Origin of the sequence: Rhodococcus sp. USK10 (assembly GCF_019378875.1) — a bacterium.
Taxonomy (GTDB): domain Bacteria; phylum Actinomycetota; class Actinomycetes; order Mycobacteriales; family Mycobacteriaceae; genus Rhodococcus_F; species Rhodococcus_F pseudokoreensis.
Map to the genome: position 1 here is coordinate 3,076,296 of NZ_CP076048.1, position 23,711 is coordinate 3,100,006.

Sequence of the window (23,711 nt, forward strand, 5' to 3'; positions counted from 1 at the left end):
GGAGCCGCCTACAGTGCTCCCGGAATCCAGGTGGTTCCGGCGAGGGGCACGCGGGCCATGGCCGACGCCTCGACGGTGAGGGCGACGAGGTCCTCGGGTTCGAGGTTGCGCAGGTGCGACTTGCCGCAGGCGCGGGCGAGGGTCTGCGCCTCCATGGTGAGCACCCGCAGGTAGTTCGCGAGCCGGCGGCCGCCTTCGACGGGGTCGAGGTTCTTCGACAGTTCCGGGTCCTGGGTGGTGATCCCGGCGGGGTCCTTACCGGCCTGGAAGTCATCGTAGAACCCGGCGGCGGAGCCGAGTTCCTCGTACTGCTTCGCGTAGCGAGGGCTGTTGTCGCCCAAGGCGATCAGGGCGGCGGTGCCGATCGCGACGGCGTCCGCACCGAGCGCCATGGCCTTCGCGACGTCGGCGCCGCTGCGGATCCCACCGGACACGATGAGCTGCACCTTCCGGTGGACGCCGAGCTCCTGCAGCGCCTGGACCGCCTGCGGGATCGCTGCCAGGGTAGGGATGCCGACGTGCTCGATGAACACGTCCTGGGTGGCGGCGGTGCCGCCCTGCATGCCGTCGACCACGACGACGTCGGCGCCGGCCTTCACGGCGAGTTTGACGTCGTAGTAGGTGCGGGTGGCGCCGACCTTGATGTAGATCGGCTTCTCCCAGTTGGTGATCTCGCGGAGTTCGATGATCTTGATGGCGAGGTCGTCGGGACCGGTCCAGTCGGGGTGCCTGCATGCCGACCGCTGGTCGACACCCATGGGGAGGGTGCGCATCCCGGCGACGCGTTCGGTGATCTTCTGCCCCAGCAGCATTCCGCCGCCGCCGGGCTTGGCGCCCTGACCGAGGACGATCTCGATGGCGTCGGCCTTGCGGAGGTCGTCGGGGTTCATCCCGTACCGCGACGGCAGGTACTGGTAGACGAGGTTCTTCGACTGCCCCCGTTCCTCGGGGGTCATGCCGCCGTCACCGGTGGTGGTGGACGTGCCGACCTCGCTGGCGCCGCGGCCGAGGGCCTCCTTCGCCTGCCCGGACAGTGCGCCGAAGCTCATGCCGGCGATGGTGATCGGGATGTCGAGGTGCAGCGGGAACTTCGCGTTGCGGTCGCCGAGGACGACGTCGGTGTCGCACTTCTCCCGGTACCCCTCGAGCGGGTATCGCGACATCGACGCCCCGAGGAACAGCAGGTCGTCGAAGTGGGGCAGCTTCCGCTTGGCGCCCCAGCCGCGGATGTCGTAGATGCCGGTCTCGGCGGCCCGCTGGATCTCGGAGATGACGCCGCGGTCGAAGGTCGCCGATTCGCGCAGGGCCGGGTTCGGGGTGTTCATGACGTTCTCCTAGTAGGCGCTGGCATTGTCGACGTGGAAGTTGTAGAGCTGGCGGGCGGACCCGTAGCGGGTGAACTCGGACGGGTCGGCGTCGAAACCGGCCTGATCCAGCAGTTCCCGCAGTTCCGTCAGGTGCTCGTCGCGCATCTCCTTCTTGATGCAGTCGGCGCCGAGGGACGCGACGGTGCCGCGCACATAGATCCGGGCCTCGTACAGCGAGTCGCCGAGGGCCTCGCCGGCGTCGCCGAGGACGACGAGACGTCCGGCCTGACCCATGAACGCGGACATGTGCCCGATGTTGCCGCCGACGACGATGTCGACGCCCTTCATCGAGATGCCGCAGCGGGCGGCGGCGTTGCCGTCGATCACGAGCAGCCCTCCGTGGGCGGTGGCGCCCGCGGACTGCGACGCGTCGCCCTTGACGTGCACCGTCCCCGACATCATGTTCTCGGCGACCCCGACGCCGGCGTTGCCGGTCACCGTCACCGTGGCGTGCTGGTTCATGCCGGCGCAGTAGTAGCCGACGTGGCCCTCGATCGTGACGTCGATGTCGGAGTCGAGGCCGCAGGCGAGAGCGTGCGCACCCTGGGGGCCGGTGACGGTGACCGTCCTCGGCGCCTCGGGCGAGGTGAGCCGCTCGTTGACGGACCGGGTGCTCGACGACGCGAGGTTCAGGACAGTTGCTTCGGTGGTGGCTACCGGTGCCATACGTACACCTCTTCCGGTTCGGGCTCGAAGATTCGGGCGTTGTCGACGCCGGGCAGGTTCGCCAGGGCGCGGTATTCGGAGGCCATCGCGACCCACTGATCGGTTTCGGCGATGACGGCGGGCTTGCAGGAGATGGCGTCGCGGACCACGGCGAACGAGTCTGCGGTGGAGACGAGGAGGGTGTAGAAGCCGTCGAACGTCTCGTTGAGCATGAGCAGCGCCTTCTCCAGGTCGACGCCCTCGGCGAGTTGCTTGGCGACGAACCGCGCCCCGACCTCGGTGTCGTTGGCGCTGTCGAACACGACGCCGTCGCGCTCGAGTTGGTGCTTGATGCTCATGTGGTTCGAGAAGGACCCGTTGTGCACCAGGCACTCGTCGGGGCCGACGGAGAACGGGTGCGAACCCTCGGCGGTGACGGCGGATTCGGTGGCCATCCGGGTGTGGGCGACGCCCTGCCAGCCGGTGGCGGCGGGCAGCCCGAACCGGTTCGCCAGATCGACGGGGTTCCCGACGCCCTTGAGGACGGTGAGATCCTCGCCGAAGCCGATGACCCGTGCCGTGGGGACGAGGCTGCGCACGGCCGCCGCGAGATCCTCCGCGCCGACGACCCCGTGCAGGATCGTGGTCGGGTCCAGGTCGAGTCCGGTGATCGTCGTGTCGAGGGTGGACGACAGCGTCGCGGCGAGATCCGCTGCGGGGATGGGGCAGTCGAGCAGCGAGACCGTCGACTCCCCTTCCGGCGACCAGGTGCGGTCGCCGTAGATGGCCATCCCGGCCGAGTCCGGTCCACGGTCGCACATCTGCGCGAGCATGTCGGTGAGCAGGGCGCCGAGTTGTGGGTAGAGGGACGGCTCACGCAGGTGAAGTCCGACGATTCCACACATGGATGTCTCCTTTCGGGAGGTCTGTCAGAACGCTGTCAGGTAGTGGTCGAGTTCCCAGGGGGAGACGGTGTTGTGCCAGGCGAAGAACTCCTCGCGCTTGAGTTTCGCGAAGTACTCGGCGACGCCGGGGCCCGCGACGTCCAGGGCGCCCGTCACGATCGGATCCGATTCCAGCGCGTCCATCGCGTGCAGCAGCGTCATCGGCAGCATGTCGCTGGGGCTGTCGCCGGATCCGGGGGTGCCCGGGTCGAGGTCGCGGGCGATGCCGTCCAGGCCGGCGGCGATGGCGGTGGCGGCCGCGAGGTAGGGGTTGGCGGAGCCGTCGCCGCCGCGCAGTTCCACCCGGTTCTTGTCCGGCACCCGCAGGTAGTGGGTGCGGTCGTTGCCACCGTACGTGGCGTACCGCGGCGACCAGGTGGCGCCGCTGCTCGTCGAGGTGGCGCCGGTTCGCTTGTAAGAGTTGACCGTCGGGGCGATCACACCCTGCAGCGCGCACGCATGCTCCAGAATGCCGGCGATGAACGCGTACGCGGTCTTCGACAGTCCGAGCCCCTTGGGGTCGTCACCGTCCGGGAACACCGAACCGCCCTCGTTCCACAGCGACAGGTGCAGGTGCATGCCCGACCCGGTGCGGTCGGAGAACGGCTTCGGCATGAACGTGGCCTTCATGCCCCGCTTCTCGGCGATCACCGACAACAGGTACCGGGCGGTGATCACCCGGTCCGAGGTGGTCATCGCGTCGGCGTAGTCGAAGTTCTGCTCGAACTGCCCGTTGCCGTCCTCGTGGTCGTTGGCGTAGTTGCCCCACCCCAGCGTGTTCATGGCCACGGACACCTCGGTGAGGTGGTCGTACATCCGGGTGACGTCGCGGGCGTCGTAACACGGCTGACGGCTGACGTCGTCAGTGTCCGCGGTGGTGAGGGGACCGTCGCCGGTGCGGTTGACGAGGAAGTACTCGATCTCCGCCCCGACGTTGACGGACAGGCCGAGTTCGGCCGCCTTCTTCAGCGTCTCCTTCAGGATCACCCGCGGCGCATACGGCCACGGTGCGCCCTCCACGTGGGGGTCGCAGTGCACGATCGCGAGGCCGGGCTTCACGAACGGGATCGGCGTGAACGACGAGACGTCGGGCACGGCAACGAGATCGGAGTCCTTCGGCTCCTGCCCCATGTGCCCGGCCGCGTAGCCGGCGAAGCCCACGCCGTCGTCCTGAAGTTGCTCGACGGCCTCGATCGGGACGAGTTTGGCGCACGGTTTCCCGGACAGGGTGACGAACAGGGCGAGGATGAAGGTGGTTCCGGTGGCCCGGGCCACCTCGGACAAGGTCTGCGGTGGGGATGTCACGATGTTCTGCGCGGTGAACGCGTCAGCAGTGTCGACAGCCATGGGGAGCTCCTGAACTGGTGGTCTACGGGTGAGGTGGTCTGTGGGTCAGCGCATCTCGCCGGCGCCCTCGTAGGGGTGCAGGCTGAAGAGGAGATCGCCCTCCTCGAAGCGCGAGTAGCGGAAGTCGGACGGCTCGACGTTCGGGAGGGTGGTCTTGCCGTCGTCGAGCAGCATGTCGGCGACGAGGCGCCCGACCGCGGGTGAGATCTTGAAACCGTGACCGGAGAACCCGGTGGCCAGGAACAGCCCGTCGACGGGTGCGGGCCCGATGATCGGGTTGTAGTCGGGGGTGACGTCGTACGCCCCGACGTACGAGGACGTGATGCGCGGGTCCGGCATGTCCGGCAGCCGGTTGCCGAGCTTCATGATGTTCTTCTCGATGGTGCTGTCGTCCGCGCGGTTGCTGTACTTGTCGGGGTCGATGTATTCGGGCGCGGCATGGTCGCTGTTCCCGACGAGCAGTTCGCCGTTGGGTTCGCGGCAGATGTACTGCAGTCCGGCGAGGTCCGACAGCACCGGCACCTCCGGTGTCGGTACCCCCTGGTCGATCAGGACGAGTTGCGCGCGTTGGGCTTTCACCGGGATGTCGACGCCGACTCCGGCACCGAGTTCGGGCGCCCACGGGCCGGTCGCGAGGATCACGTGCTCGGCGTGCACCTGGTCGCCGCTACCCAGGGTCACGCCGTAGACGCGGCCGTCGGCGTTCTGCAGCAGCGACGTCACCGGAGTGCTCTGGCGGATCGTGACGCCCAGCTTGCGGGCGGACGCGCCGAACGCCATACCGGCCATGTACGCCTCGCCGCGGCCGCCGAGGGGCTCGTAGGCGAAGGCGGCGAAATCGTCGAGGTGCAGGCCCGGCCACAGCTCGGCCATCTTGTCGTGGCCGATGTAGTCGACGTCGATGCCGAGGCCCTGCATCATCGCGACGTTCGCCTTGAGCGGGTCGATGTTGTTCTCGCCGACGCCGACGACGTACCCGCACTGGCGGAACGCCATGTCGTCGCCGAAGATCTCGGTGGCCCGGGTGAAGATGTCGACGCCGTACCAGGACATCGCCGCCAGCGACGGCGTCCCGTAGTGGCACCGGACCACGCCGGACGACTTGCCGGTCATGCCCGAGCACAAGGTGTCGCGCTCGAGGACCAGGACGTCGGTCTCGCCGCGGTCCGCGAGCGACCACGCGATGGCGAGACCCTCGAGTCCTCCACCGACGATCACGAACTTTGCTGTCTCTGTCACGTTGCTTCCTTCATTCGGCCGGACGGTCGGGCTCTGGTGGCTGCGGTAGCGGTTCGTTTCACCTCATGAATCGCTGTTGTTCACCATGAAACAGTTCTACTATGTCCATCGCGTTACGGCAATGTTGTGGCCGAATCACCAAAATCTGCCGCTCGATTAAGGCTTCTGCAGGATAATGCGGTCCTGAACAGCACATTCTTCGGGCCGACGACTAGATTTACGCCGTGGAAATGTGCGATGTGGTTTCCTGTTGCTACCCCGAGTTTCACGAAGGGGATTTGCTCTTCTGCACCCTCCATCGCCTCTCACAGGAGACTCCATGACCACGACCGACAAGCCCACCGCCGTCCCATTCCGCGTCACCGCCGGATTCCACGAGAACCTGCCGCAAATGCCGGTCTCGGAGTACCCGGGCACCAAGGGATACATCGACGACGTCTTCGCCAACCCGGACGGCTCCGAGATGTCGGCCGGCTACTTCGAACTCCAGCGCACCGACGCCCCGCTCGACTACTACTACGCGTACGACGAGATGAAGGTCGTCCTCGAAGGCGAGTTCACCCTGGAGAACCTCGACACCGGCCAGGTCGAGGTGGCGAAGGCGAAGGATGCGATCTTCTTCCCCAAGGGGTCGCGCATCCGCTTCACCACCCCCGACCGCGCGCTGGCCTACTTCGTCGGCCACCGTTCCTTCGCACCCTGATCTGCGATGGCCGTCTCGATGAGGTCGACGAGCGTCCCACGGTGGCGGTCCGATTACTCGGCCGTCGACGACCTGGCGGCCGGCGCTCTCGTCACCTTCTACGTGCTCGTCTCGGACGGTTCGGTCGGCGCTCGGGTGCTGCGCGAACTGTCCGAGCGGGTCGCCCCGGTACCGACTCGCACGCTGGCCGTCGAGAACGTCGACGGATCCGGGTTCGACGACCTGCTGTCCGAAGCGCGCATCGGATGGCGATTCGTGGTGGCGGGTTCCGAGCGGACGGTGGGGGCGGTGCGCTCCCACCTGATCTCCGCGGGCGCGCTGCCCGCGGAGATCGCCGCCGTGATCAGCGACGGGGACACCGGGGTGCGCGACGTGTACTGCGCGCACTGCCACACGACGTCGCCGAACGTCCCGGTGACCGTGGGCGGGCAGACGCCGTGCACAGGGTGTTCCGAAGAGCTGACCGTCTACTACCACTTCTCCCGGCGCCACAGCGCGTACCTGGGTTACCGAGCCGACGCGGAGGAACTGCCATGACCATGGTGCTCGAAACGGTTGCGGGCGATAATGTTTCCGGCGCGCTTGCCCTGACGGTGAGCGGGGCCCGACTACTCTGTCCGGGTGTCCGGCACGTCGTCCTCGCGGACCCGGGCGGCCGCGCCCTGCCGACGTTCACCCCGGGCAGCCATATCGCGGTGAATTGGTCCGAGGGCAGGCACAACTCGTACTCGCTGACGGGGCCGTCGATCGAGCCGGACCACTATGCGATCTCGGTCCGGCTCGACGAGAACGGCCACGGCGGTTCGCGCTGGGTCCATGACCTCCAGCCGGGGCAGACGGTCCGGGTGAGCCGTCCGCGCAGCGCGTTCGCGCCGATCCTCAACGCGCGGCACCACATCCTGGTCGCGGGCGGGATCGGCGTCACCCCCATCCTGTCGCACGTGCGGGCCGCCCTCGAGTGGGGTCGGTCGTTCGAGGTGATCTACTCCTTCCGCGACCGTCAGGGGGCGCACGCCGACGAACTGGCGGCGCTGTGCGGCGACCGGCTCGTCACGGTGTCCACCCCCGGGGAACTCGCCGAGCGCCTCGTCCCGACACTGGCCGATCAACCACTCGGCACCCACGTCTACACCTGCGGACCCGCGCCGATGATCGCCGCGGTCGCCGAGTGGGCCCGCGACTGCGGCTGGCCGCCGGGCCGGGTGCACTCGGAGGCGTTCGGCGCGGGCCCGTTGCCCGAAGGAAACCCGTTCGCCGCCAAGCTCGGACGCACCGGGATGATCCTCCCCGTCCCTTCGGGCACCAGCCTTCTCGAAGCCCTGCTGGACAAGGGAATCACCGTCCCGAACCTGTGCCGCCAGGGGGTGTGCGGCGAATGCCGGCTGTCGGTCCGCGGCGGCGAGGTCGAGCACCGCGACCTGTACCTCACCGACGAGGAGAAGGCGTCCGGAGATTCGATCATGCCGTGCGTGTCACGGGCCGTAGGAGACCGATTGGAGCTGGAACTGTGACCTCGACCGACTCGCGTATCGCGCGTTTTCCCTTCCCCTTTCCTCGCGACCAGTACCGCTACAGCACCAACGTCGAGCCCGCCGGGAACACCGCTACGACCGTGGCGGGACGTTGGGGCACCACGCACTTGGAGATCGATTCCCGGTACCACGAGGAACTCGCCGAGCGCGAACGAATCCTCGCGGACGACCCCTCTCGCCACCAAGTTCTACCTCACATGGTCCCGACCGCATGGGACGCGATGCTCACTCTGATGCGCACCCTCGCCGCCGAATACCCAGACACCATGGCCCTCGAACGTCGCGGGGACAGCTGGTTCTGGCGGAACGACCTCCTCGGGATCGAGCACAGCTTCGTGTTCGGCGACCTCGCCACGCTGCCGGCGCCGCCACTTGTCTACATCTGCGGCCAGATCCAGGAAGACGTCGTGCTGCTCGACCAGCGTGAGGGACAACTGTGGGGCGACGCCGGACTGGTGACGTTCGCGGCGGACTGGTCCTTCGGATTCGACGTCGGGATGAGCTTCCTCGAGATCCACGGCCCCGTCCCGCGGGTCCACACCGAGAAGATCATCACCCGCGCCCACAACTTCCTGATGCGGCTCGAACCCGGCCAGAGCTACCGGCGCACCAACTGGACCCTGACCGTCGACGGCAAACTCGACACGTCGACCGAGACCTATCCGGAGTGGGGGAAGGACCGTCGCACCCTCGCCGACGGACCGCTCGACGAGGTCGGCGACCGACTGTTCCTGAGAACCGAAGTGCAGCATCTGATCCGGCTCGCGCACTCCGGCGCCGTCATGTTCCTCATCCGCACCTACCTGCTCCCGCTCCGCGACGTCGCGTCCGTCCCGGAGTGGGGTGCACGGCTGTACAAGGTCCTCGAGGATCTTCCGGTGGACATGGCCGAATACAAGGGCATCAGCCGCACCCGCGAGCCCGGAATGAGATGGCTTGCCGCGCACGGGAACGTCGAGCCGTGACGCTCACCGAGCGGCGACCGCGCACTGTGGCGCTCCCCGGCGATCCGGGACTCGATACGGTCCTCGCGACAGTCTCCGTGATCGCCCGCGACGGTCTGCGCGGTCTGACGGTCCGGGCCGTCGCCGCGGAGGCGGGCATCACGGAAGCGGAAGTCCGGCAGAGTTTCGCGTCGACGGACGCCCTCGTCGACGCCGCACTCCGGTACGCGCTGGACAAGAGCGCGAGCGTCTTCGCCGACATCGCCGACGGGTCGTCACTCGACCACTTCGTCGAGCACCTCACGGACCTCGTCGCCCGCGACCCCGACCTGCAGGTCTTCCAGTACGAACTGATGCTCGAATCGAGACGGACACCGCGTCTCGACCCACACGTGAAGCTGCTCTACGCGACGTACATCGAGGCGACGTCCCAGGCCCTGACCCGCCTGGGCATCATCGCCGACGAAGATCTGACCCTGCTGGTGTACTCGGCGATCGAGGGCTTCATCATGCACCAACTCATCGCGAAGGATCGCCCCGCCACCGAGCGCGCCATCGAGCGCCTGCGCCGGATTCTGTCGACGGCGCGGTGACTCCCGCAGGTGAGTGGCAAAGTGTGCCCCGGCACGCTTTGCCACTCACCTGGGGAGCTGGGCGAGAACCCCGTCCGTCATCGTCCGTCGACGCCGCTGTCGTGGTCGAGGTCGCGGGGCATCAGTTCGGATGCGATCTTGCGGGCCGCGGACAGGATTTCGTCGTCACTGGCGTCGATGGTGTTCGCGGCGATGCCGGCCATGTTCATCGACATCAGGGCGAGCCGGATGCGTAGTCGATCTTCCACCGTCGCGTCGGTGGGGGTGAGGATGTCGTAGAGGTCGGCGAGGTGCCGGGTCATGCTGAGCTTGTCCGGGCCGGCTTCCTTGAACACCCGGTTGTTGGCGACCGCGAAGCGGAACAGTGCCAGGCCGCGCGCCTGCATGATGTCGTGCCATCGTGAGAGCACTTCCATCCGCAGGTCCGGGCCGCGCTGTTGCGTGCGGGCCCAGTCGACGAGTTCGACGATCTGCTCGAGCAGGCCGGCCACCAGGACCCGGACGATGTCTTCCTTGCTGTCGAAGTGGTAGTACAGCGCCGCTTTGGTCATGTTCAGCTGCTCGGCGATCTCGCGCATCGAGGTCGCGTCGTAGCCCTTCTCCGCGAACAACTTCAATGCGACGGCAGGGATCCGCTCACGGGTGCCGGTCCGGCTGGAATCCTCCGGTGCATTCACAGTGACCTCCTCTCGCGTTCCCGGATCGGACCAGGGTTGCTGACCGATCGGTTAGTGAGTAGCGTGACTTACCGATCGGTTAGTGACCCGGGTTCAGGGTACTCGACCGCACACACGTGATCCGGAAGGCCATCGACATGCCCGAGGCAACCGCTGCGCTGACGCCGCGTCAGATCATCACCGCCATGAGCGGACTGGTCATCGCGATGCTTCTGGCGATGCTCGACAACATGATCGTCTCCCCGGCCCTGCCGACCATCGTCGGCGACCTGGGCGGGCTGGACCACCTCTCCTGGGTGGTGACCGGCTACATCCTCGCCTCGACGGTGGCCACCCCGATCTGGGGCAAGCTCGGCGACCTGTTCGGCCACAAGGCGACGTTCATGTCCTCGATCACGATCTTCCTGATCGGGTCCGCGTTGTGCGGGATGAGCCAGGACATGCTCCAGTTGATCCTGTTCCGGGCCATCCAGGGGCTCGGCGCGGGCGGTCTGATGGTGGGCATCATGTCGGTGATCGGGCTGATGGTCTCCCCCCGTGAACGCGGCAAGTACCAGGGCATCATGATGGCCGTGATGCCGGCGGCGATGATCGGCGGACCGTTGATCGGCGGTTTCATCACCGACAACCTGTCCTGGCGGTGGGTGTTCTACGTCAACCTCCCCCTGGGGCTGCTGTCGTTGGTCGTGGTGTGGGCCACCCTGACCCTGCCGGGCGAGGTCACGAAGAAGGCCGCCCAACTGTCCATCGACTGGCTGGGCGCGAGCGTGCTCAGCGTGTGGATCACCGCGCTGGTCCTCACGGTCACCTGGGGTGGCAGCCAGTACGCGTGGGGCTCGTGGCAGATCATCGGACTCGCGGTCGTGGCCATCGCCGGTTTTGCCCTGTTCCTGATCGTCGAACGCCGGGCCGCGGAGCCGATCATCCCCCTGCAACTGTTCTCCAACAGAAACTTCTCCGTGGCCAGCGCCCTCGGATTCGTGGTCGGGTTCGCCATGTTCGGTGGAGTCACCTTCCTGCCGCAGTTCCAGCAGTTCGTTCAGGGCCAATCCGCCACCAACAGCGGGCTGCTGCTGATGCCGATGATGATCTCGGCCATGGTCGTCTCACTCGCCGGCGGCCTGCTCATCACCAAGACCGGGCGCTACAAGGCGATCCCGATCGTCGGCGCCGCCATGCTGGTGGTGGGCCTGTGGCTGTTCTCCACCATGGACGCGAACACCTCGGTCGCGCAGACCGGTCTCTACATGGTGGCGCTCGGCGTCGGAATGGGCTGCCTGATGCAGACGACGAACCTGATCGCGCAGAACAGCGTGCCGATCCGAGACATGGGCACCGCGACCGGCACCGCCACCTTCGCCCGCAACATGGGCGGATCGATCGGAGTCGCCCTGCTCGGTGCGATCTACGCCAACCAGCTCACGTCGTCGCTGGGCGACACCGGCGGGCAGGGAACGCCCAGCGCATCCGGGATGACCCCGGCAGCCTTGCATCAACTTCCCGAGGCCGTGCAGATCGTGTTCAAACAAGCCGTTGTCAACGGCACCCACGCGATCTTTCTGTGGGGGGCCGTCATCGCCGCCGCCGCGTTCGTCCTCGCCTGGCTCATCAAGGAAGTACCGCTCCGGGAGACCCTCACCCCGGACGACGTCGCCGAGCCCGCCGACAGCATCGGACACTGACCGCCGGCCGCCGAAATCTTGGGCGGCTGAAGTCATGCTCTCGAGCTATGGGTTTGAGATGGACGAGACGAAAGCACAGAAGCGACAACGACGTATGCTGCTGTTACCGTCGCACGCAGGGAGACGAGCATGGGCATCGACCATGACCCGGGCGCGGAACTCCGTGCCCTGCCCGACGGTGCCTCCATCGCCTCGGCGGTGCCCGCGCACACGATGACGGAGTCGATCGCGCGGGCCCGGATCGAGACCACGGCACGACAGGCGATCTTCGAGCGTCCGCATCTCGAAGCGAGTGATATCGCCGATGTCCTGCGTTCCCGCGACAGCAACCGACGCAGCCCCGCCAGCCGGTTACGCGAACGCGGAGACATCGTCGGCTACGAGATCGGCGGCCGCTACCTCTACCCCAGCTTCCAATTCGACTCGGCGACCGCGAAGGTCCGGCCTGTCGTCGCGGAGATCAACCAGCTCCTGAACGCCAAGCACGACCCCTGGGGAGTGAGTTCCTGGTGGCTCAGCCCATCCGGGTGGCTCCCGGACGGGCAATCGCCCGCCAACCTCGCTGCGGAGGGCGGGCAGGACGATCGGATCCGCGCCATCGCCCACGACCTGCTGGCGGACTGAACCGGTGGTGATGCACGGTGCATCACCCGACGCATTGACGGTGCGGATCGACCGCGAAGTGAATCCCCCAGGTGAGTGCCAAAGTGTGCCCCGGCACGCTTCGTCGCTCACCTAGGGAGGATCCGGGCGCGAACACCCGAACCTGGGCGCACGCACTGTTCGCCACAGGTTCGCCCGGATGCTCACCACCGATCCCACCCACACCGTCCATTCCGCTCTCACGGTCAATAGTGATGATTCCGTGCCACTCCCGAGCACGATCGGCCTGGTGCTCGTCGAGCGGATGCTCGCGCACTACAACTCGACGCTGGCCTCGACGGTCTGACCGACACTCAGCGCGAAAACGACAATCTGCGAAAGAGACCGGAGTGGTGATGCACCGTGCATCACCACCGCCACAACCCCTTAATGCAGCCATGTCACATCGAAGTGGATGAGAATGCACGACGATTCCAGATTGGAACCGCTCTCATCTGGCCACGACCGTCGGTGATGCACCGTGCATCACCGGCATCCACAAGTGATGCACCGTGCATCACCCGACGCGTTGACGGTGCGGATCGACCGCGAGGTGAATCACCCAGGTGAGTGCCAAAGAGTGCCCCGGCACGCTTTGCCGCTCATCTAGGGAGGATCCGGGCGCGAACACCCGAACCTGGGCGCACGCACTGTTCGCCGCGGCACCGTCGGCCGACGGACTGGTGTACCGCTGTAGGCACAACGAGGGCAGGTTCGCCTGGATGCTCACCACCGATCCCACCCACACCGTCCATCCTGCTCTCACCGTCAACAGCAATGATTCCGTGCCACTCCAGAGCACGATCGGCCTGGCACTCGTCGAGCGGATGCTCGCGCAACTACAACGCGACCCTGGCCTCGACGATCTGATCAACACTCAGCGCGAAAACGACAATCTGCGAAAGAGACCGGAGTGGTGATGCACGGTGCATCGCCAAATTCCGTGGTGATGCACCGTGCATCACCCGACGCGTTGACGGTGCGGATCGACCGCGAGGTGAATCCCCCAGGTGAGTGCCAAAATGTGCCCCGCCACGCTTTGGCGCTCACCTAGGGAGGATCTGGGCGAGAATCCCACCCGGACCGCCCATCCCGCTCTCACCGTCAACAACGATGATTCCGTGCCACTCCAGAGCACGATCGGCCTGGCACTCGTCGAGCGGATGCTCGCGCAACTACAACGCGACCCTGGCCTCGACGATCTGATCAACACTCAGCGCGAAAACGACAATCTGCGAAAGAGACCGGAGTGGTGATGCACGGTGCATCACCCGACGCCACAACCCCTCGGTGCAACCATTTCCCATCGAACCGAGTGAGAGAGTGCACGACGATTCCGGATTGGAGCCGCTCTCATCTGGCCACGACCCTCGGTAATGCACCGTGCATCACCGGCATCCACAAGTGATGCACCGTGCATCACCCGACGCGTTGACGGTGCGGATCGACCGCGAGGTCATGCCCCAGGTGAGTGCCAAAATGTGCCCCGCCACGCTTTGGCGCTCACCTAGGGAGGATCTGGGCGAGAATCCCACCCGGACCGCCCATCCCGCTCTCACCGTCAACAGCGATGATTCCGTGCCACTCCAGAGCACGATCGGCCTGACACTCGTCGAGCGGATGCTCGCGCACTACAACGCGACCCTGGCCTCGACGATCTGATCAACACTCAGCGCGAAAACGACAATCTGCGAAAGAGACCGGAGTGGTGATGCACGGTGCATCACCAAATTCCGTGGTGATGCACCGCGCATCACCGCCGCCACAACCCCTCGGTGCAACCATTTCCCATCGAACCGAGTGAGAGAGTGCACGACGATTTCGGATTGGAGCCGCTCCCATCTGGCCGCGACCCTCGGTGATGCACCGCGCATCACCCGACGCGTTGACGGTGCGGATCGACCGCGAGGTCATGCCCCAGGTGAGTGCCAAAATGTGCCCCGGCACGCTTTGGCGCTCACCTGGGGAGGATCTGGGCGAACACGACCGACGCCGGGCCCGACAGGTGGACGGACCCCTGTTCGACGAGGAGGCAGTCGCCGGGTTCGAGCGGCCCGAGGTCCGTCGTGAGGCCTCCGCTCAGGACCAGGAGGAGGACGGCGACCCGCCCGTGGGCGGCTATCTCGTGCGCCGTTCCGATCTCGACGATGTCCACCGAGGCGGCGGTCGTGGACCGGTGGACCATGACGTTGAACGCCTCGGTCGCCCCGGCCGCCACACAGGCAGGGCCGTCCTCGCCGGCGAAGGGGGTCGGGCTGAGGCGCGGGATCACCATCGGGGCATTGCCGAAGTCGAGGGACACCGGATGGTCGCCGATCACCGTGAAGATGCGGTCCACCTCGGGGAACGGCGAGAACGTCGAACTCCCGTCGAGCATCGCGACGCTGAACCGCCACCGGGACGCGGCTCCGGCGGCGATCTCCGCGGTCGTCCCTGCACCGTTGGCCCACGGCGTGACGCGACGATCCGCGCGACGGATGATGCGTGCCTCGCGAGCTGCTGCCACCGTTCCCCCTCACCAGAATTGTCCACTATCAAGATACTTTGTTTCTCAGACCTATCCTTAACATATTCGTCACGCAACGCACTATTTCTGCAATCTCAGCTTTGGTTCACTGTCGATAGACATTGATTCCCATCGGCGGACACTGCGCGTGTCTCGCCATCTTCGATCAAGGTGGACGACTATGAACGAAGCAGTCGCTGCGGCCGACACCGCCTGGATTCTGGCGGCCTTCACGGCGGTGAGCCTGATGGTGCCGGGCCTGGCCATGTTCTACGGCGGGATGGTCAGCGTGCGCAACACGCTCAACATGGCCATGATGACGTTCGGCGCGTTCGCCGTCGTCGGAGTGCTGTGGATCGTGTTCGGCTACTCGGCCGTGCTCGGCAATTCCCTCGGCGGCCTCGGCCTCCTGGGCGACCCACTCGAGTTCTTCGGCTCCAGTTCGCTTCTGGAGGCCCCCGCCGAACCGGGACTTCCACCCGCGCTGGTCTCCGGATTCCAGTTGCTGTTCGCCGCTATCACCGTGGCGCTCATCTCGGGTGCGCTGGCCGACCGGATGAAGTTCGGCGCATGGATGTTGTTCGCCGGACTGTGGGCGACGTTCGTCTACTTCCCCGTCGCTCACTGGGTGTTCGCGTTCGACTCGGCGGACGGATCGGTGATCGGCGGATGGATCGCCAACACCCTCGGCGCCATCGACTTCGCCGGCGGCACGGCGGTGCACATCAACGCCGGCATCGCCGCCCTCGCCGTCGTCCTGGTTCTCGGGACCCGCAAGACGTTCCCCGTCTCGCCGCGCCCGCACAGCCTTCCCCTGACGATGCTCGGCGCCGGCATCCTGCTGTTCGGCTGGTTCGGGTTCAACGGCGGCTCGGCGCTGTCCGCCGGTAACAGCGCGTCGGTCGTCATCCTCAACACGGTCGCCGCCGCGTGCGCAGGTATCTGCGCGTGGCTGGCCGTCGAGAAGCTGCGAGAAGGCCGGGCCACGTCGCTCGGCGCGGCATCCGGACTGATCGCCGCCCTGGTCGCGATCACGCCCGCCTGCGGCGCCGTCTCGCCCCTCGGCGCGCTGGCGGTCGGCGCCGCGGCCGGTGCGGTCTGCTGCTTCGCGGTCTCCTGGAAGTACCGGCTCGGCTACGACGACGCGCTCGACGTCGTCGGTGTGCACCTGGTCGGTGGCATCCTCGGCACCGTCCTCATCGGGTTCCTCGCGGATCCGGCCGCACCAAACGGCGCGGCGGGACTCTTGTACGGCGGCGGCTTCGACGTGCTGTGGCGCCAATGCGTCGCCGTGGCAGCCGTTCTCGCCTACTGCTTCGTCGTCACCCTGGTGATCGTCCTGGCACTGAAGAAGTTCATGGGCATCCGAGCCGACCAGGACAGCGAATACGACGGCCTCGACGTGTCCGTCCACGGCGAGACGGCATACGTGCTCGACGCCGTCGGCCTCACCGGCGCATCCAAGCACGGCGCGGACGCGGTGCTCGGCGCGGAAGCCATCACCGCCGAAGCGGTGGGAGACGCCGCGAAGGCCTGATCCAGCGCCCCAACGCAAACCGGGCCCTGTCCGCAGCATTCCGCGGGCAGGGCCCTGCTGCGTCGCCGACTATGTCAGGCTCTGAGCCAGACTCCGAAGCCGGTCGCTGTAGTTGTTCGGCTGGGCGGACAGGAACTGGGTCAGCACGATTCGATCGAATTCCTCCATCGCGGCCGAATCACCAGTGATTGCTGCATGATTCGCGACTTCGTGTTCGAGCAGTTCGACCGCCTCACGCCACCTGCACACAGCAGGGCTACCGAGTTCCATCTGCGGCTCGAATCGCAGCGGTTGCTCGAGCGGACTCCCGAGAATTTCCTGCAAGTGCTCCTCGAGGGTGCGGCGCGCCAGTCGGACGATCAACTGAGAATGCCCTTCGTGCCACTCCATGGTGGCGGGGCGTCCCGGCGACAAAATCGACGCGACCGTCATGGTCGAGTCGAATTCTTCTGCACCGCAGGTAATTCGGGCCGTGCCCGACAAAGGGATCTGAACGACGTAGAAGTCGCCGTGATCATCCGCATTCATCCGCGCATCGGTGCCGTAATCGAAATAGTAGAGACCGATCGCCCCCGCGGTGGCCAGGCTGACCGGCTCGGCGGGATCGAAGGGCAGCGCCGCTTTTCCGCCGGACGCTATCTGAACTGTCGCCAACATTGCTACCACGACCTTTCGACCACTCGCCACTCTACGCCCGGCACACGGCGTGGAGGAAGGACGAAATCGTGCGGGTCATTTCTCGTGATGGTCCGGGTAAGCGCCCTACCCGACAATCCGGACGCGGCGCCCCAGCCGCCACGCGGACAGGTACGGGTCGTCGGATCCCGGGACGGAGATCCCCGAGGCGCTGCTCCGCCAGGTCACCTGTCCGCACCCTCGGCAGTCACCTCGTTTTCAGTGAAAGGCTCGCATGGTGCCGGTCGCGAGGTACCGCTGATGGAACGAGAATGCCTCCCCGAGCAGATGCGGAGTATGGCCTGCGGCCCCCGGAGCGGCCTGCGCCCGCTCGACGTAGTCGGTGAGCAGCGGCCGGAATTCGGGATGCGCGCAGCGCTCGATGATCACCCTGGACCGGCGACGTGGCGACAACCCCCGCAAGTCGGCCAGGCCCTGCTCGGTCACCACTACCTGGGTGTCGTGCTCGGTGTGATCGACGTGCGGGGCCATTGGGACGATCGACGAGATCGCCCCGTTCTTCGCCGTGGACGGGCTCAGGAACATCGACAGATAGCCGTTGCGCGCAAAGTCCCCCGACCCGCCGATGCCGTTCATGATCTTGGTCCCCATCACGTGCGTCGAATTGACGTTTCCGTAGATGTCGGCCTCCAACATCCCGTTCATCGCGATGATCCCCAACCGACGTACCACCTCGGGGTGGTTGCTGATCTCCTGCGGGCGGAGGCGGATGTGTTCGCGGTAGAAGTCGATGTTGGACGTCAGCTCGGCGATCCCGGCCTCCGAGAGCGCCAGCGCCGTTGCCGACGCGAACCGGACGGTGCCGTGTTTGATCAGATGCAGCATGCCGTCCTGGATCACCTCGGAATAGCAGGTCAATCCCCGATACGGGCCCCGGTCGAGACCACCGAGAACGGCGTTGGCGACGTTCCCGATGCCGGCTTGCAGCGGCAGCAACGTGTTCTCGGGGAGGCGTCCGCGCCGGACCTCGTGGTCGAAGAACTCCAGCACGTGGGCCGCGATCGCCTCGCTGACCGCGTCGGGGGCCGTCAGCGGGCTGGCGCTGTCGGGCGCGTTCGTCTCCACGACCGCGATCACCTTGCCCGGGTCCACCCGGTAGTGGGGCTGACCGATACGGTCCTCGACGTCGGTGAGCTCGATCGGCCGGCGGTGCGGGGGCAGTGCGGTGCCGTAGTAGATGTCGTGAATGCCGTCCATCGCGTCCGGGACCCACGAGTTGACCTCGAGAATGACCTTCTCCGCGACATCGAGCCAGGTCTTGTTGTTTCCGACGGACGCGGACGGAATCAATTCGCCGGTCTCGGTGATGCCGGCGACCTCGACGACGGCGACGTCCACCGGGCCGTAATAGCCCTCCCACACCTGCTGCGCCACGTGCGACAGATGTATGTCGACGTAGTCCATCCGCCCCGCATTGATCTTCTGCCGAGCCGTGGATTCCGCTTGGTAGGGCATCCGCAGCGCGATTCCGTCGACCTCGGCAAGCATTCGCTCTGTCTCGGTCGAGACGGACGCCCCGGTCAGCAGGTCGATGGTGAAGTTCGAGCCTGCCGCGCGGGCAGCGTGAATTCGGCCGACCAGTGCCGGGATGATCGCCTTCGGTGTGCCCGCACTGGCGAAGCCGCTCACCGCGACGGTGTCACCGTGACCGATGACCTTCACCGCCTCCTCCGCCACAGTCATCTTCTGCAGGAATACCGAGTTTCGAATCCGGCTCGACTGCGACGCGGGGGCACTGATCTGGATGTTCACGGCGGCCAGTGTAGGAGCGCGGGATGTGATGCGGACACCCCGAAAAGGGGGGATGTTCGCCAGGTCATAGGGGTAACGCGCCGGCGACGGCGACCCACTACCGTTCGTCGCGAGCGGCGCGCCGCTCGTCGGCAGAGTCGGCACGCCCGTCGAAATAGCGCTCGAAGTCTCGCCGACGCGTGATCCTCGTCACCACCACGCCTCTCGGTGCCGCGAGCGGGGAGCACAACGATCCTCCCCTTATTTCCGACGCTCGGTCACAAGCAGCAGCGCAGGCCGCCGTTCTGGTCGTTACTCCTCGTGATGGTCCGGGTACGCGGTGACGGCGAGGAACCGGATGGGCAACCGCACGAGGTCGTTGGGACCGTGCAGGCCTTCGCCGTCGAGGAGCAGCGAGTCGCCCGGCCGCAGCGTGTACTCGGCCTCGCCGTGTCCGTAGACCATGACGCCTTCGAGCATGTACAGCAGTTCGGTGCCCGCGTGCTGGAACAGCGGAAACGTCTCGCTGGCGTCGGTGAGCGTGACCAGCACCGGTTCGAGTCGCTTGTGCTGCCCGCGCAGGGCGCCGAGAAGTTCGTAGTGGTGCCCCACCCGGGTGCCGCGCCCGACGATGACCGCGCCGTGGCCCGCCTCGACGTACACGGCGTCGCGGGCGGTGTCGGCGCCCCGGAACAGGGAGGTCACGGGCACGTCGAGTCCGGCGGCGAGACGCGCCAGCGTCGACAGACTGCACGAGGTCTGCGAGTTCTCGATCTTCGACAGCATCGCCTTCGAGATCCCGACCTTGGCCGCCATGTCGCCGACGGACAGGCCGCTGGCCTTGCGGAGCGCCCGGACCTGCCGGGCGATCACCTTCTCCAGATCGGGCCCGGTCGGCGTGTCGGACGGCACCTCCCGCTCGACGGGCGCGGGGTCTCCCGTGTCGCGGTGAACCTCGGTCTCGGGTCGAGTCGTCACGTCCGCATCGTAACAGCGCTGTTTACTGTCAGGAAACCGCGACTCAGTGGCCCCGGATGGTGAATCGGTGCGCATACGAGCAACAACCATGCGCGTGCGTGCAAGACGACGCCGCCCCCTCGCCCGCATGCTTGTGACAGCCATCACAACACCACCGGGAGAGTTGACGCCATGACCGCAGTACACGAGAACGTCAGTGCCACAGGGCTTCCTGATGGAACCGCCACGCAGCTGTTCATCGGCGGGCAGTGGCGTCCGGCCTCGGACGGCGGAACGTTCACGGACCTGAACCCGGCCACCGGCCGCCCCCTCGTCGACGTGGCCGCCGGAACCGGGCAGGACATCGACGACGCCGTCGCCGCGGCGCGGTCGCAGCTGAACGGTGAATGGGGATCACTGCCCGGCGCCGCCCGCGGACGGATCCTGAACAAGGTCGCCGATCTCATCGAGCGCGACGCCGAGATCCTCGCGCGGCTCGAGGCCCTCGACGTCGGCAAGCCCGTCGGCCAGCCCACGATGCTCGACATCCCGATGGCCGCGGGCACGTTCCGGCACTTCGCCGGCTGGGCCGACAAGATCACCGGCCAGTCCATCCCGACCGCCGGCTACTTCGGTCAGCCCACCCACTCGTACACCGTCCGTGAACCGGTCGGTGTGATCGGCGCGATCGTCCCGTGGAACACCCCGCTGATGATCTCGGCGTGGAAGATCGCCCCCGCCCTGGCCGCCGGGAACACCCTGGTGGTGAAGCCGCCGGAGGACGCACCGCTGTCGATCCTGCACCTGGCGACGCTGCTCGAGGAGGCCGGACTGCCCGCAGGCACCGTCAACATCGTGCCCGGCCTCGGCGAGATCGCCGGCGACGCACTCGCCGCCCACCCCGGCGTCGACAAGATCAGCTTCACCGGCAGCCCCCGCGTCGGCCGGATCATCGCCAAGCGCGCCGCGGACACGTTCAAGCGCACCACCCTCGAACTGGGCGGCAAGTCCCCGCAGATCATCCTCCCGGACGCCGACCTCGAGGCCGCCGTGGGCGGCACCGCCATGGGACTGTTCTTCAACCAGGGCGAGGTCTGCGCCGCGGGCACCCGCATCCTGGTGCACCGGTCGCTGTACTCGCAGGTCGTCGACGGTCTCGCCGCCGCCGCGTCCGCGCAGGTCCTCGGCGACCCGTTCGACCCAGCCACCACGATGGGCGCCCTGGTCAACGCGAAGCAGCGCGACACCGTCCTCGACTACATCGCGGCCGGACGCAGCGAGGGCGCCCGGGTCGCCGCCGGCGGTGGCCGCCCGGACGGGGACGGGTTCTTCGTCCAGCCGACCATCTTCGCGGACGCGAACAACGACATGAAGATCGCGCGGGAGGAGATCTTCGGCCCCGTGGGCACCGTCATCGCGTTCGACACCACCGACGAGGCGATCGCGATCGCCAACGCCACCGACTACGGGCTCGCCGCCTCGATCTGGACGCGCGACGTGTCCCACGCCCACATCCTCGCCGGCAAGGTCCGCGCCGGAGCTGTCGCGGTGAACGGCTGGGCACCCATCGATCCCGCCCTGCCCTGGGGCGGCATGAAGACCAGCGGCACCGGCCGCGAACTCGGCTGGGCCGGAATCGAAGCCAACACCGAGGAGAAGGTCGTCACCATCATTCTCTGATCCCGTACAGCATCGACGTCGTCGGACAGGAGCAGGACACATGAAGACCCAGGCCGCTGTGTTGTGGGAGCCCGGTCAGCCGTGGCAGATCGAAGAACTGGAACTCGACCCGCCGAAGCACGGGGAGGTGCTGCTGCAGTTGGCGGCGTCGGGGATGTGTCATTCGGACGAACACGTCCGGGACGGCAGTCTGCCGCTCGAGTACTACCCGTTCATCGGTGGGCACGAGGGCGCCGGTGTGGTGCTCGAGGTCGGACCGGGCGTCACCAGCGTCGAGAAGGGCGATCACGTCGCACTCGGATTCATCCCCGCGTGCGGGCGGTGCCGGCAGTGCGCGACCGGACAGTCCAGCATCTGCGACCTCGGTGCCCACCTGCTCGAGGGGTGGCAGATCTCGGACGGCACGGCGCGGCATCACGTTCGCGGCAAGGACGCTGCCATCCAGTGCCTGATCGGGACGTTCTCGCCGTACACGGTGGTCAACGAGGCGTCCTGCGTCAAGATCACGAAGGACATCCCGCTCGACAAGGCGGCGCTGGTCGGCTGCGGTGTCACGACCGGCTGGGGGTCGTCGGTGTACGCCGCCGGCGTCCAGGCCGGTGAGACCGTCGTGGTGATCGGCATGGGCGGCGTCGGGTGCGGGGCGGTTCAGGGCGCCGCGCTCGCCGGCGCCCGGCACGTCGTGGTCGTCGACCCCTCGGAGTTCAAGCGGGAACAGGCCAAGATTTTCGGCGCGACCCACACCGCGGCGAGCATCGACGAGGCACTCCCCCTCCTCCAGGACCTGACGTGGGGCCAACTCGCCGACAAGGTGCTCATCACCGTCGCGAATGCGAGTGGCCGCATCATCGCTCCGGCGATGAGCCTCGTGGCGAAGGGGGGCACGTGCGTCCACGTGTCGGTCGGCGACGTCACCCAGAACGACGTCGATCTGAACCTGTTCGATCTGACGGCGATGCGCAAGACCCTCAAGGGCGCGTGGTTCGGGAACGCGAACATCCGGTTCGACATCCCGCATCTGCTCCGCCTGTACATGGAGGGTCAGCTGAAGCTGGACGAGATGATCACGAGGACATACACACTCGATCAGATCAACGACGGCTACGAGGCGATGCGGAAGGCCGAGAACGTCCGCGGCGTCATCATGTACTCGTAGGTGCTCGCACCCGGGAGCGGTGGGGCGGCGTGCGCGCCACCGCCCCCGGCGTGGTTCTCTGTCACGGACGCCCGATATGTCCGTTGATTCGTGATGGAGTGCCATGCCGTACGTGTTCCTGCTCGCCGCGATCGCCGCCGAGGTGTTCGGCACGAGCCTGCTGAAGTCCACCGAGGGCTTCACCCGGCTGTGGCCGACGGTCGGGTGCCTGGCCGGGTACGTCGTCGCGTTCCTGTTCCTGTCGCAGGCGGTCAAGACGGTGCCGGTCGGGATCGCCTACGCCCTGTGGTCGGGGCTCGGGACGGCGGCGATCGTCGCGATCGGGGCCGCATTCCTCGGTGAACCGCTGACCGCGACGAAGATCTTCGGACTGGGTCTCGTCGTCTCCGGAGTGGTCGTGCTCAATCTCGGCGGAGCTCATTGATACCGTGGGTCGCATGATCGCTGGTGGGGCAGGTACACGTCGTGCCTAAGCTCGTGGATCACGACGAACGTCGGCGAAGCATCACCGCCGCCGCCTGGCGGCTGATCGCTGCCCGCGGTATCGAGGCCGCGAACATGCGCGACATCGCCACCGAGGCCGGGTACACCAACGGCGCGCTGAGCCACTACTTCGCCGGCAAGGACGAGATCCTCCGGACGTCGTACGAGCACATCTCCGAGGCCACCGATCGCCGGATCACCGAGGCACTCGGCGACGCGACCGGCCTGGACGCCCTGCGCATCCTGTGCCGCGAGGTGATGCCGCTCAACGAGGAGAAACTCCTCGAGGCCCGGATCGCCGCCTCCCTGTGGCCGCGGGCCATGTACGACGAGCAGATGGCCGCGACCAACCGGCGGACGATGGACCGCTGGCGTGAGCAGATGGCGATATTCCTCGAGCAGGCCCGCGAGGAGGGCACCGTCGGCGACATCGACGTCACCATCGTGGTCGAGCAACTGCTCAACATGATGATGGGCATGCAGATTCTGGGTGTCCTCACGCCGGGCGAGACGTCGTCGGAGCGTCAGCTGGAGATGCTCGAGCGGTTCGTCACCACTCTCTGATTTTTCGTACGCTCGTCCAATTCCGTTGCTGCGGAGTCCGATAGCGCACCTTTGACCGGACGCCCAGTATGTCCGGATCCGAAATT

At 66.8% G+C, this 23,711-nt stretch carries 26 protein-coding genes; 16 read left to right on the top strand and 10 right to left on the bottom strand.

The window, feature by feature from the left end; translation table 11 throughout:
- Nucleotides 1-8: 8 nt before the first annotated feature.
- From I1A62_RS21205 to I1A62_RS21225, 5 genes are read right to left on the bottom strand one after another with little or no spacing between them, the layout of a single operon-like run.
- Nucleotides 9-1,325 (bottom strand): FMN-binding glutamate synthase family protein, encoded by a 1,317-nt coding sequence (locus I1A62_RS21205; RefSeq protein ID WP_005569862.1) that lies wholly within the window; start codon nucleotides 1,323-1,325, stop codon nucleotides 9-11.
- A 9-nt stretch (nucleotides 1,326-1,334) separates the two neighbouring features.
- On the bottom strand, nucleotides 1,335-2,033 hold the full coding sequence (locus I1A62_RS21210; protein WP_219459674.1) for a protein glxC: 699 nt from the start codon (nucleotides 2,031-2,033) through the stop codon (nucleotides 1,335-1,337).
- A complete protein-coding gene (locus tag I1A62_RS21215; RefSeq protein ID WP_124393981.1) occupies nucleotides 2,021-2,917 on the bottom strand; it encodes a glutamine amidotransferase family protein in 897 nt (298 codons plus the stop codon). Before I1A62_RS21215 ends, I1A62_RS21210 begins: the two co-directional genes overlap by 13 nt.
- 24 nt (nucleotides 2,918-2,941) lie before the next feature.
- Nucleotides 2,942-4,303, bottom strand: a complete 1,362-nt coding sequence (gene glnT / locus I1A62_RS21220; RefSeq protein ID WP_219459675.1) for a type III glutamate--ammonia ligase — start codon at nucleotides 4,301-4,303, stop codon at nucleotides 2,942-2,944.
- Between the two features lie 45 nt (nucleotides 4,304-4,348).
- On the bottom strand, nucleotides 4,349-5,542 hold the full coding sequence (locus tag I1A62_RS21225) for an FAD-binding oxidoreductase (protein ID WP_219459676.1): 1,194 nt from the start codon (nucleotides 5,540-5,542) through the stop codon (nucleotides 4,349-4,351).
- Between the two features lie 319 nt (nucleotides 5,543-5,861).
- Between I1A62_RS21225 and I1A62_RS21230 the strand changes: the two genes are divergently transcribed.
- Genes I1A62_RS21230 through I1A62_RS21250 form a run of 5 tightly spaced genes read left to right on the top strand, consistent with a single transcriptional unit; the run spans nucleotide 5,862 to nucleotide 9,314 of the window.
- Nucleotides 5,862-6,245, top strand: a complete 384-nt coding sequence (locus I1A62_RS21230; protein ID WP_009475598.1) for an ethanolamine utilization protein — start codon at nucleotides 5,862-5,864, stop codon at nucleotides 6,243-6,245.
- A gap of 6 nt (nucleotides 6,246-6,251) precedes the next feature.
- The gene (locus I1A62_RS21235) at nucleotides 6,252-6,782 is read left to right on the top strand and encodes a dimethylamine monooxygenase subunit DmmA family protein (protein ID WP_219459677.1); all 531 of its coding nucleotides are present in this window, start codon (nucleotides 6,252-6,254) and stop codon (nucleotides 6,780-6,782) included.
- Nucleotides 6,779-7,756 carry a PDR/VanB family oxidoreductase gene (locus tag I1A62_RS21240; RefSeq protein ID WP_124393985.1) on the top strand — a complete coding sequence of 326 codons (978 nt, stop codon included), beginning with the start codon at nucleotides 6,779-6,781 and terminating at the stop codon, nucleotides 7,754-7,756. The genes I1A62_RS21235 and I1A62_RS21240 overlap by 4 nt, the downstream gene beginning before the upstream one ends.
- Nucleotides 7,753-8,742 carry a DUF3445 domain-containing protein gene (locus I1A62_RS21245; RefSeq protein ID WP_124393986.1) on the top strand — a complete coding sequence of 330 codons (990 nt, stop codon included), beginning with the start codon at nucleotides 7,753-7,755 and terminating at the stop codon, nucleotides 8,740-8,742. The genes I1A62_RS21240 and I1A62_RS21245 overlap by 4 nt, the downstream gene beginning before the upstream one ends.
- Complete coding sequence (locus tag I1A62_RS21250) at nucleotides 8,739-9,314, top strand: TetR/AcrR family transcriptional regulator (RefSeq protein WP_219459678.1); 576 nt, start codon at nucleotides 8,739-8,741, stop codon at nucleotides 9,312-9,314. The genes I1A62_RS21245 and I1A62_RS21250 overlap by 4 nt, the downstream gene beginning before the upstream one ends.
- 77 nt (nucleotides 9,315-9,391) lie before the next feature.
- Here the strand turns inward: I1A62_RS21250 and I1A62_RS21255 are convergent, their stop codons facing one another.
- Complete coding sequence (locus tag I1A62_RS21255; protein ID WP_219459679.1) at nucleotides 9,392-9,991, bottom strand: TetR/AcrR family transcriptional regulator; 600 nt, start codon at nucleotides 9,989-9,991, stop codon at nucleotides 9,392-9,394.
- A gap of 137 nt (nucleotides 9,992-10,128) precedes the next feature.
- Here I1A62_RS21255 and I1A62_RS21260 point away from each other — a divergent pair, with 137 nt between their 5' ends.
- The 6 genes from I1A62_RS21260 (at nucleotide 10,129) to I1A62_RS21280 (ending at nucleotide 13,977) form a co-directional block, all read left to right on the top strand.
- Nucleotides 10,129-11,673 (top strand): MDR family MFS transporter, encoded by a 1,545-nt coding sequence (locus I1A62_RS21260; RefSeq protein WP_124393989.1) that lies wholly within the window; start codon nucleotides 10,129-10,131, stop codon nucleotides 11,671-11,673.
- Between the two features lie 129 nt (nucleotides 11,674-11,802).
- Nucleotides 11,803-12,297 (top strand): hypothetical protein, encoded by a 495-nt coding sequence (locus tag I1A62_RS21265; RefSeq protein ID WP_124393990.1) that lies wholly within the window; start codon nucleotides 11,803-11,805, stop codon nucleotides 12,295-12,297.
- Nucleotides 12,298-12,475: 178 nt separating this feature from the next.
- Nucleotides 12,476-12,622, top strand: a complete 147-nt coding sequence (locus I1A62_RS21270) for a hypothetical protein (RefSeq protein ID WP_192581986.1) — start codon at nucleotides 12,476-12,478, stop codon at nucleotides 12,620-12,622.
- A gap of 259 nt (nucleotides 12,623-12,881) precedes the next feature.
- Nucleotides 12,882-13,235, top strand: a complete 354-nt coding sequence (locus I1A62_RS21275) for a hypothetical protein (protein ID WP_219459680.1) — start codon at nucleotides 12,882-12,884, stop codon at nucleotides 13,233-13,235.
- Nucleotides 13,236-13,436: 201 nt separating this feature from the next.
- Complete coding sequence (locus tag I1A62_RS46430) at nucleotides 13,437-13,571, top strand: hypothetical protein (protein ID WP_257890856.1); 135 nt, start codon at nucleotides 13,437-13,439, stop codon at nucleotides 13,569-13,571.
- Between the two features lie 151 nt (nucleotides 13,572-13,722).
- On the top strand, nucleotides 13,723-13,977 hold the full coding sequence (locus I1A62_RS21280; RefSeq protein WP_219459681.1) for a hypothetical protein: 255 nt from the start codon (nucleotides 13,723-13,725) through the stop codon (nucleotides 13,975-13,977).
- Between the two features lie 295 nt (nucleotides 13,978-14,272).
- Here the strand turns inward: I1A62_RS21280 and I1A62_RS21285 are convergent, their stop codons facing one another.
- A complete protein-coding gene (locus tag I1A62_RS21285) occupies nucleotides 14,273-14,821 on the bottom strand; it encodes a HutD family protein (protein ID WP_219459682.1) in 549 nt (182 codons plus the stop codon).
- 181 nt (nucleotides 14,822-15,002) lie between these two features.
- Between I1A62_RS21285 and I1A62_RS21290 the strand changes: the two genes are divergently transcribed.
- Complete coding sequence (locus tag I1A62_RS21290; protein ID WP_219459683.1) at nucleotides 15,003-16,358, top strand: ammonium transporter; 1,356 nt, start codon at nucleotides 15,003-15,005, stop codon at nucleotides 16,356-16,358.
- Nucleotides 16,359-16,427: 69 nt separating this feature from the next.
- Here the strand turns inward: I1A62_RS21290 and I1A62_RS21295 are convergent, their stop codons facing one another.
- From I1A62_RS21295 to I1A62_RS21305, 3 genes are all read right to left on the bottom strand, one after another.
- Nucleotides 16,428-17,015, bottom strand: coding sequence for a transcriptional regulator (locus tag I1A62_RS21295; protein ID WP_124393994.1), 588 nt, complete (start codon nucleotides 17,013-17,015; stop codon nucleotides 16,428-16,430).
- Between the two features lie 237 nt (nucleotides 17,016-17,252).
- Nucleotides 17,253-18,737 (bottom strand): acetyl-CoA hydrolase/transferase family protein, encoded by a 1,485-nt coding sequence (locus tag I1A62_RS21300; RefSeq protein WP_257890956.1) that lies wholly within the window; start codon nucleotides 18,735-18,737, stop codon nucleotides 17,253-17,255.
- A gap of 360 nt (nucleotides 18,738-19,097) precedes the next feature.
- Nucleotides 19,098-19,763: an XRE family transcriptional regulator gene (locus I1A62_RS21305; RefSeq protein ID WP_012689757.1), complete on the bottom strand. Its 666-nt coding sequence runs from the start codon at nucleotides 19,761-19,763 to the stop codon at nucleotides 19,098-19,100.
- A gap of 171 nt (nucleotides 19,764-19,934) precedes the next feature.
- Here I1A62_RS21305 and styD point away from each other — a divergent pair, with 171 nt between their 5' ends.
- From styD to I1A62_RS21325, 4 genes are all read left to right on the top strand, one after another.
- The gene (gene styD, locus I1A62_RS21310) at nucleotides 19,935-21,422 is read left to right on the top strand and encodes a phenylacetaldehyde dehydrogenase StyD (protein ID WP_219459685.1); all 1,488 of its coding nucleotides are present in this window, start codon (nucleotides 19,935-19,937) and stop codon (nucleotides 21,420-21,422) included.
- A 40-nt stretch (nucleotides 21,423-21,462) separates the two neighbouring features.
- Nucleotides 21,463-22,578: an NDMA-dependent alcohol dehydrogenase gene (locus I1A62_RS21315; RefSeq protein WP_009475608.1), complete on the top strand. Its 1,116-nt coding sequence runs from the start codon at nucleotides 21,463-21,465 to the stop codon at nucleotides 22,576-22,578.
- Between the two features lie 103 nt (nucleotides 22,579-22,681).
- Nucleotides 22,682-23,002 (top strand): multidrug efflux SMR transporter, encoded by a 321-nt coding sequence (locus I1A62_RS21320; RefSeq protein ID WP_206009000.1) that lies wholly within the window; start codon nucleotides 22,682-22,684, stop codon nucleotides 23,000-23,002.
- Between the two features lie 53 nt (nucleotides 23,003-23,055).
- Nucleotides 23,056-23,625: a TetR/AcrR family transcriptional regulator gene (locus tag I1A62_RS21325; RefSeq protein WP_219461305.1), complete on the top strand. Its 570-nt coding sequence runs from the start codon at nucleotides 23,056-23,058 to the stop codon at nucleotides 23,623-23,625.
- The last annotated feature ends 86 nt before the right edge of the window (nucleotides 23,626-23,711 follow it).

Excerpts from the sequence above, each read along its gene's own strand:
- I1A62_RS21205 (WP_005569862.1), bottom strand. The coding sequence starts at position 1,325 with ATGAACACCCCGAACCCGGCCCTGCGCGAATCGGCGACCTTCGACCGC.
- I1A62_RS21210 (WP_219459674.1), bottom strand. The coding sequence starts at position 2,033 with ATGGCACCGGTAGCCACCACCGAAGCAACTGTCCTGAACCTCGCGTCG.
- I1A62_RS21215 (WP_124393981.1), bottom strand. The coding sequence starts at position 2,917 with ATGTGTGGAATCGTCGGACTTCACCTGCGTGAGCCGTCCCTCTACCCA.
- glnT (WP_219459675.1), bottom strand. The coding sequence starts at position 4,303 with ATGGCTGTCGACACTGCTGACGCGTTCACCGCGCAGAACATCGTGACA.
- I1A62_RS21230 (WP_009475598.1), top strand. The coding sequence starts at position 5,862 with ATGACCACGACCGACAAGCCCACCGCCGTCCCATTCCGCGTCACCGCC.
- I1A62_RS21235 (WP_219459677.1), top strand. The coding sequence starts at position 6,252 with ATGGCCGTCTCGATGAGGTCGACGAGCGTCCCACGGTGGCGGTCCGAT.
- I1A62_RS21240 (WP_124393985.1), top strand. The coding sequence starts at position 6,779 with ATGACCATGGTGCTCGAAACGGTTGCGGGCGATAATGTTTCCGGCGCG.
- I1A62_RS21260 (WP_124393989.1), top strand. The coding sequence starts at position 10,129 with ATGCCCGAGGCAACCGCTGCGCTGACGCCGCGTCAGATCATCACCGCC.
- I1A62_RS21265 (WP_124393990.1), top strand. The coding sequence starts at position 11,803 with ATGGGCATCGACCATGACCCGGGCGCGGAACTCCGTGCCCTGCCCGAC.
- I1A62_RS21270 (WP_192581986.1), top strand. The coding sequence starts at position 12,476 with ATGCTCACCACCGATCCCACCCACACCGTCCATTCCGCTCTCACGGTC.
- I1A62_RS21280 (WP_219459681.1), top strand. The coding sequence starts at position 13,723 with ATGCACCGTGCATCACCCGACGCGTTGACGGTGCGGATCGACCGCGAG.
- I1A62_RS21290 (WP_219459683.1), top strand. The coding sequence starts at position 15,003 with ATGAACGAAGCAGTCGCTGCGGCCGACACCGCCTGGATTCTGGCGGCC.
- I1A62_RS21295 (WP_124393994.1), bottom strand. The coding sequence starts at position 17,015 with ATGTTGGCGACAGTTCAGATAGCGTCCGGCGGAAAAGCGGCGCTGCCC.
- I1A62_RS21300 (WP_257890956.1), bottom strand. The coding sequence starts at position 18,737 with ATGACTGTGGCGGAGGAGGCGGTGAAGGTCATCGGTCACGGTGACACC.
- styD (WP_219459685.1), top strand. The coding sequence starts at position 19,935 with ATGACCGCAGTACACGAGAACGTCAGTGCCACAGGGCTTCCTGATGGA.
- I1A62_RS21315 (WP_009475608.1), top strand. The coding sequence starts at position 21,463 with ATGAAGACCCAGGCCGCTGTGTTGTGGGAGCCCGGTCAGCCGTGGCAG.
- I1A62_RS21320 (WP_206009000.1), top strand. The coding sequence starts at position 22,682 with ATGCCGTACGTGTTCCTGCTCGCCGCGATCGCCGCCGAGGTGTTCGGC.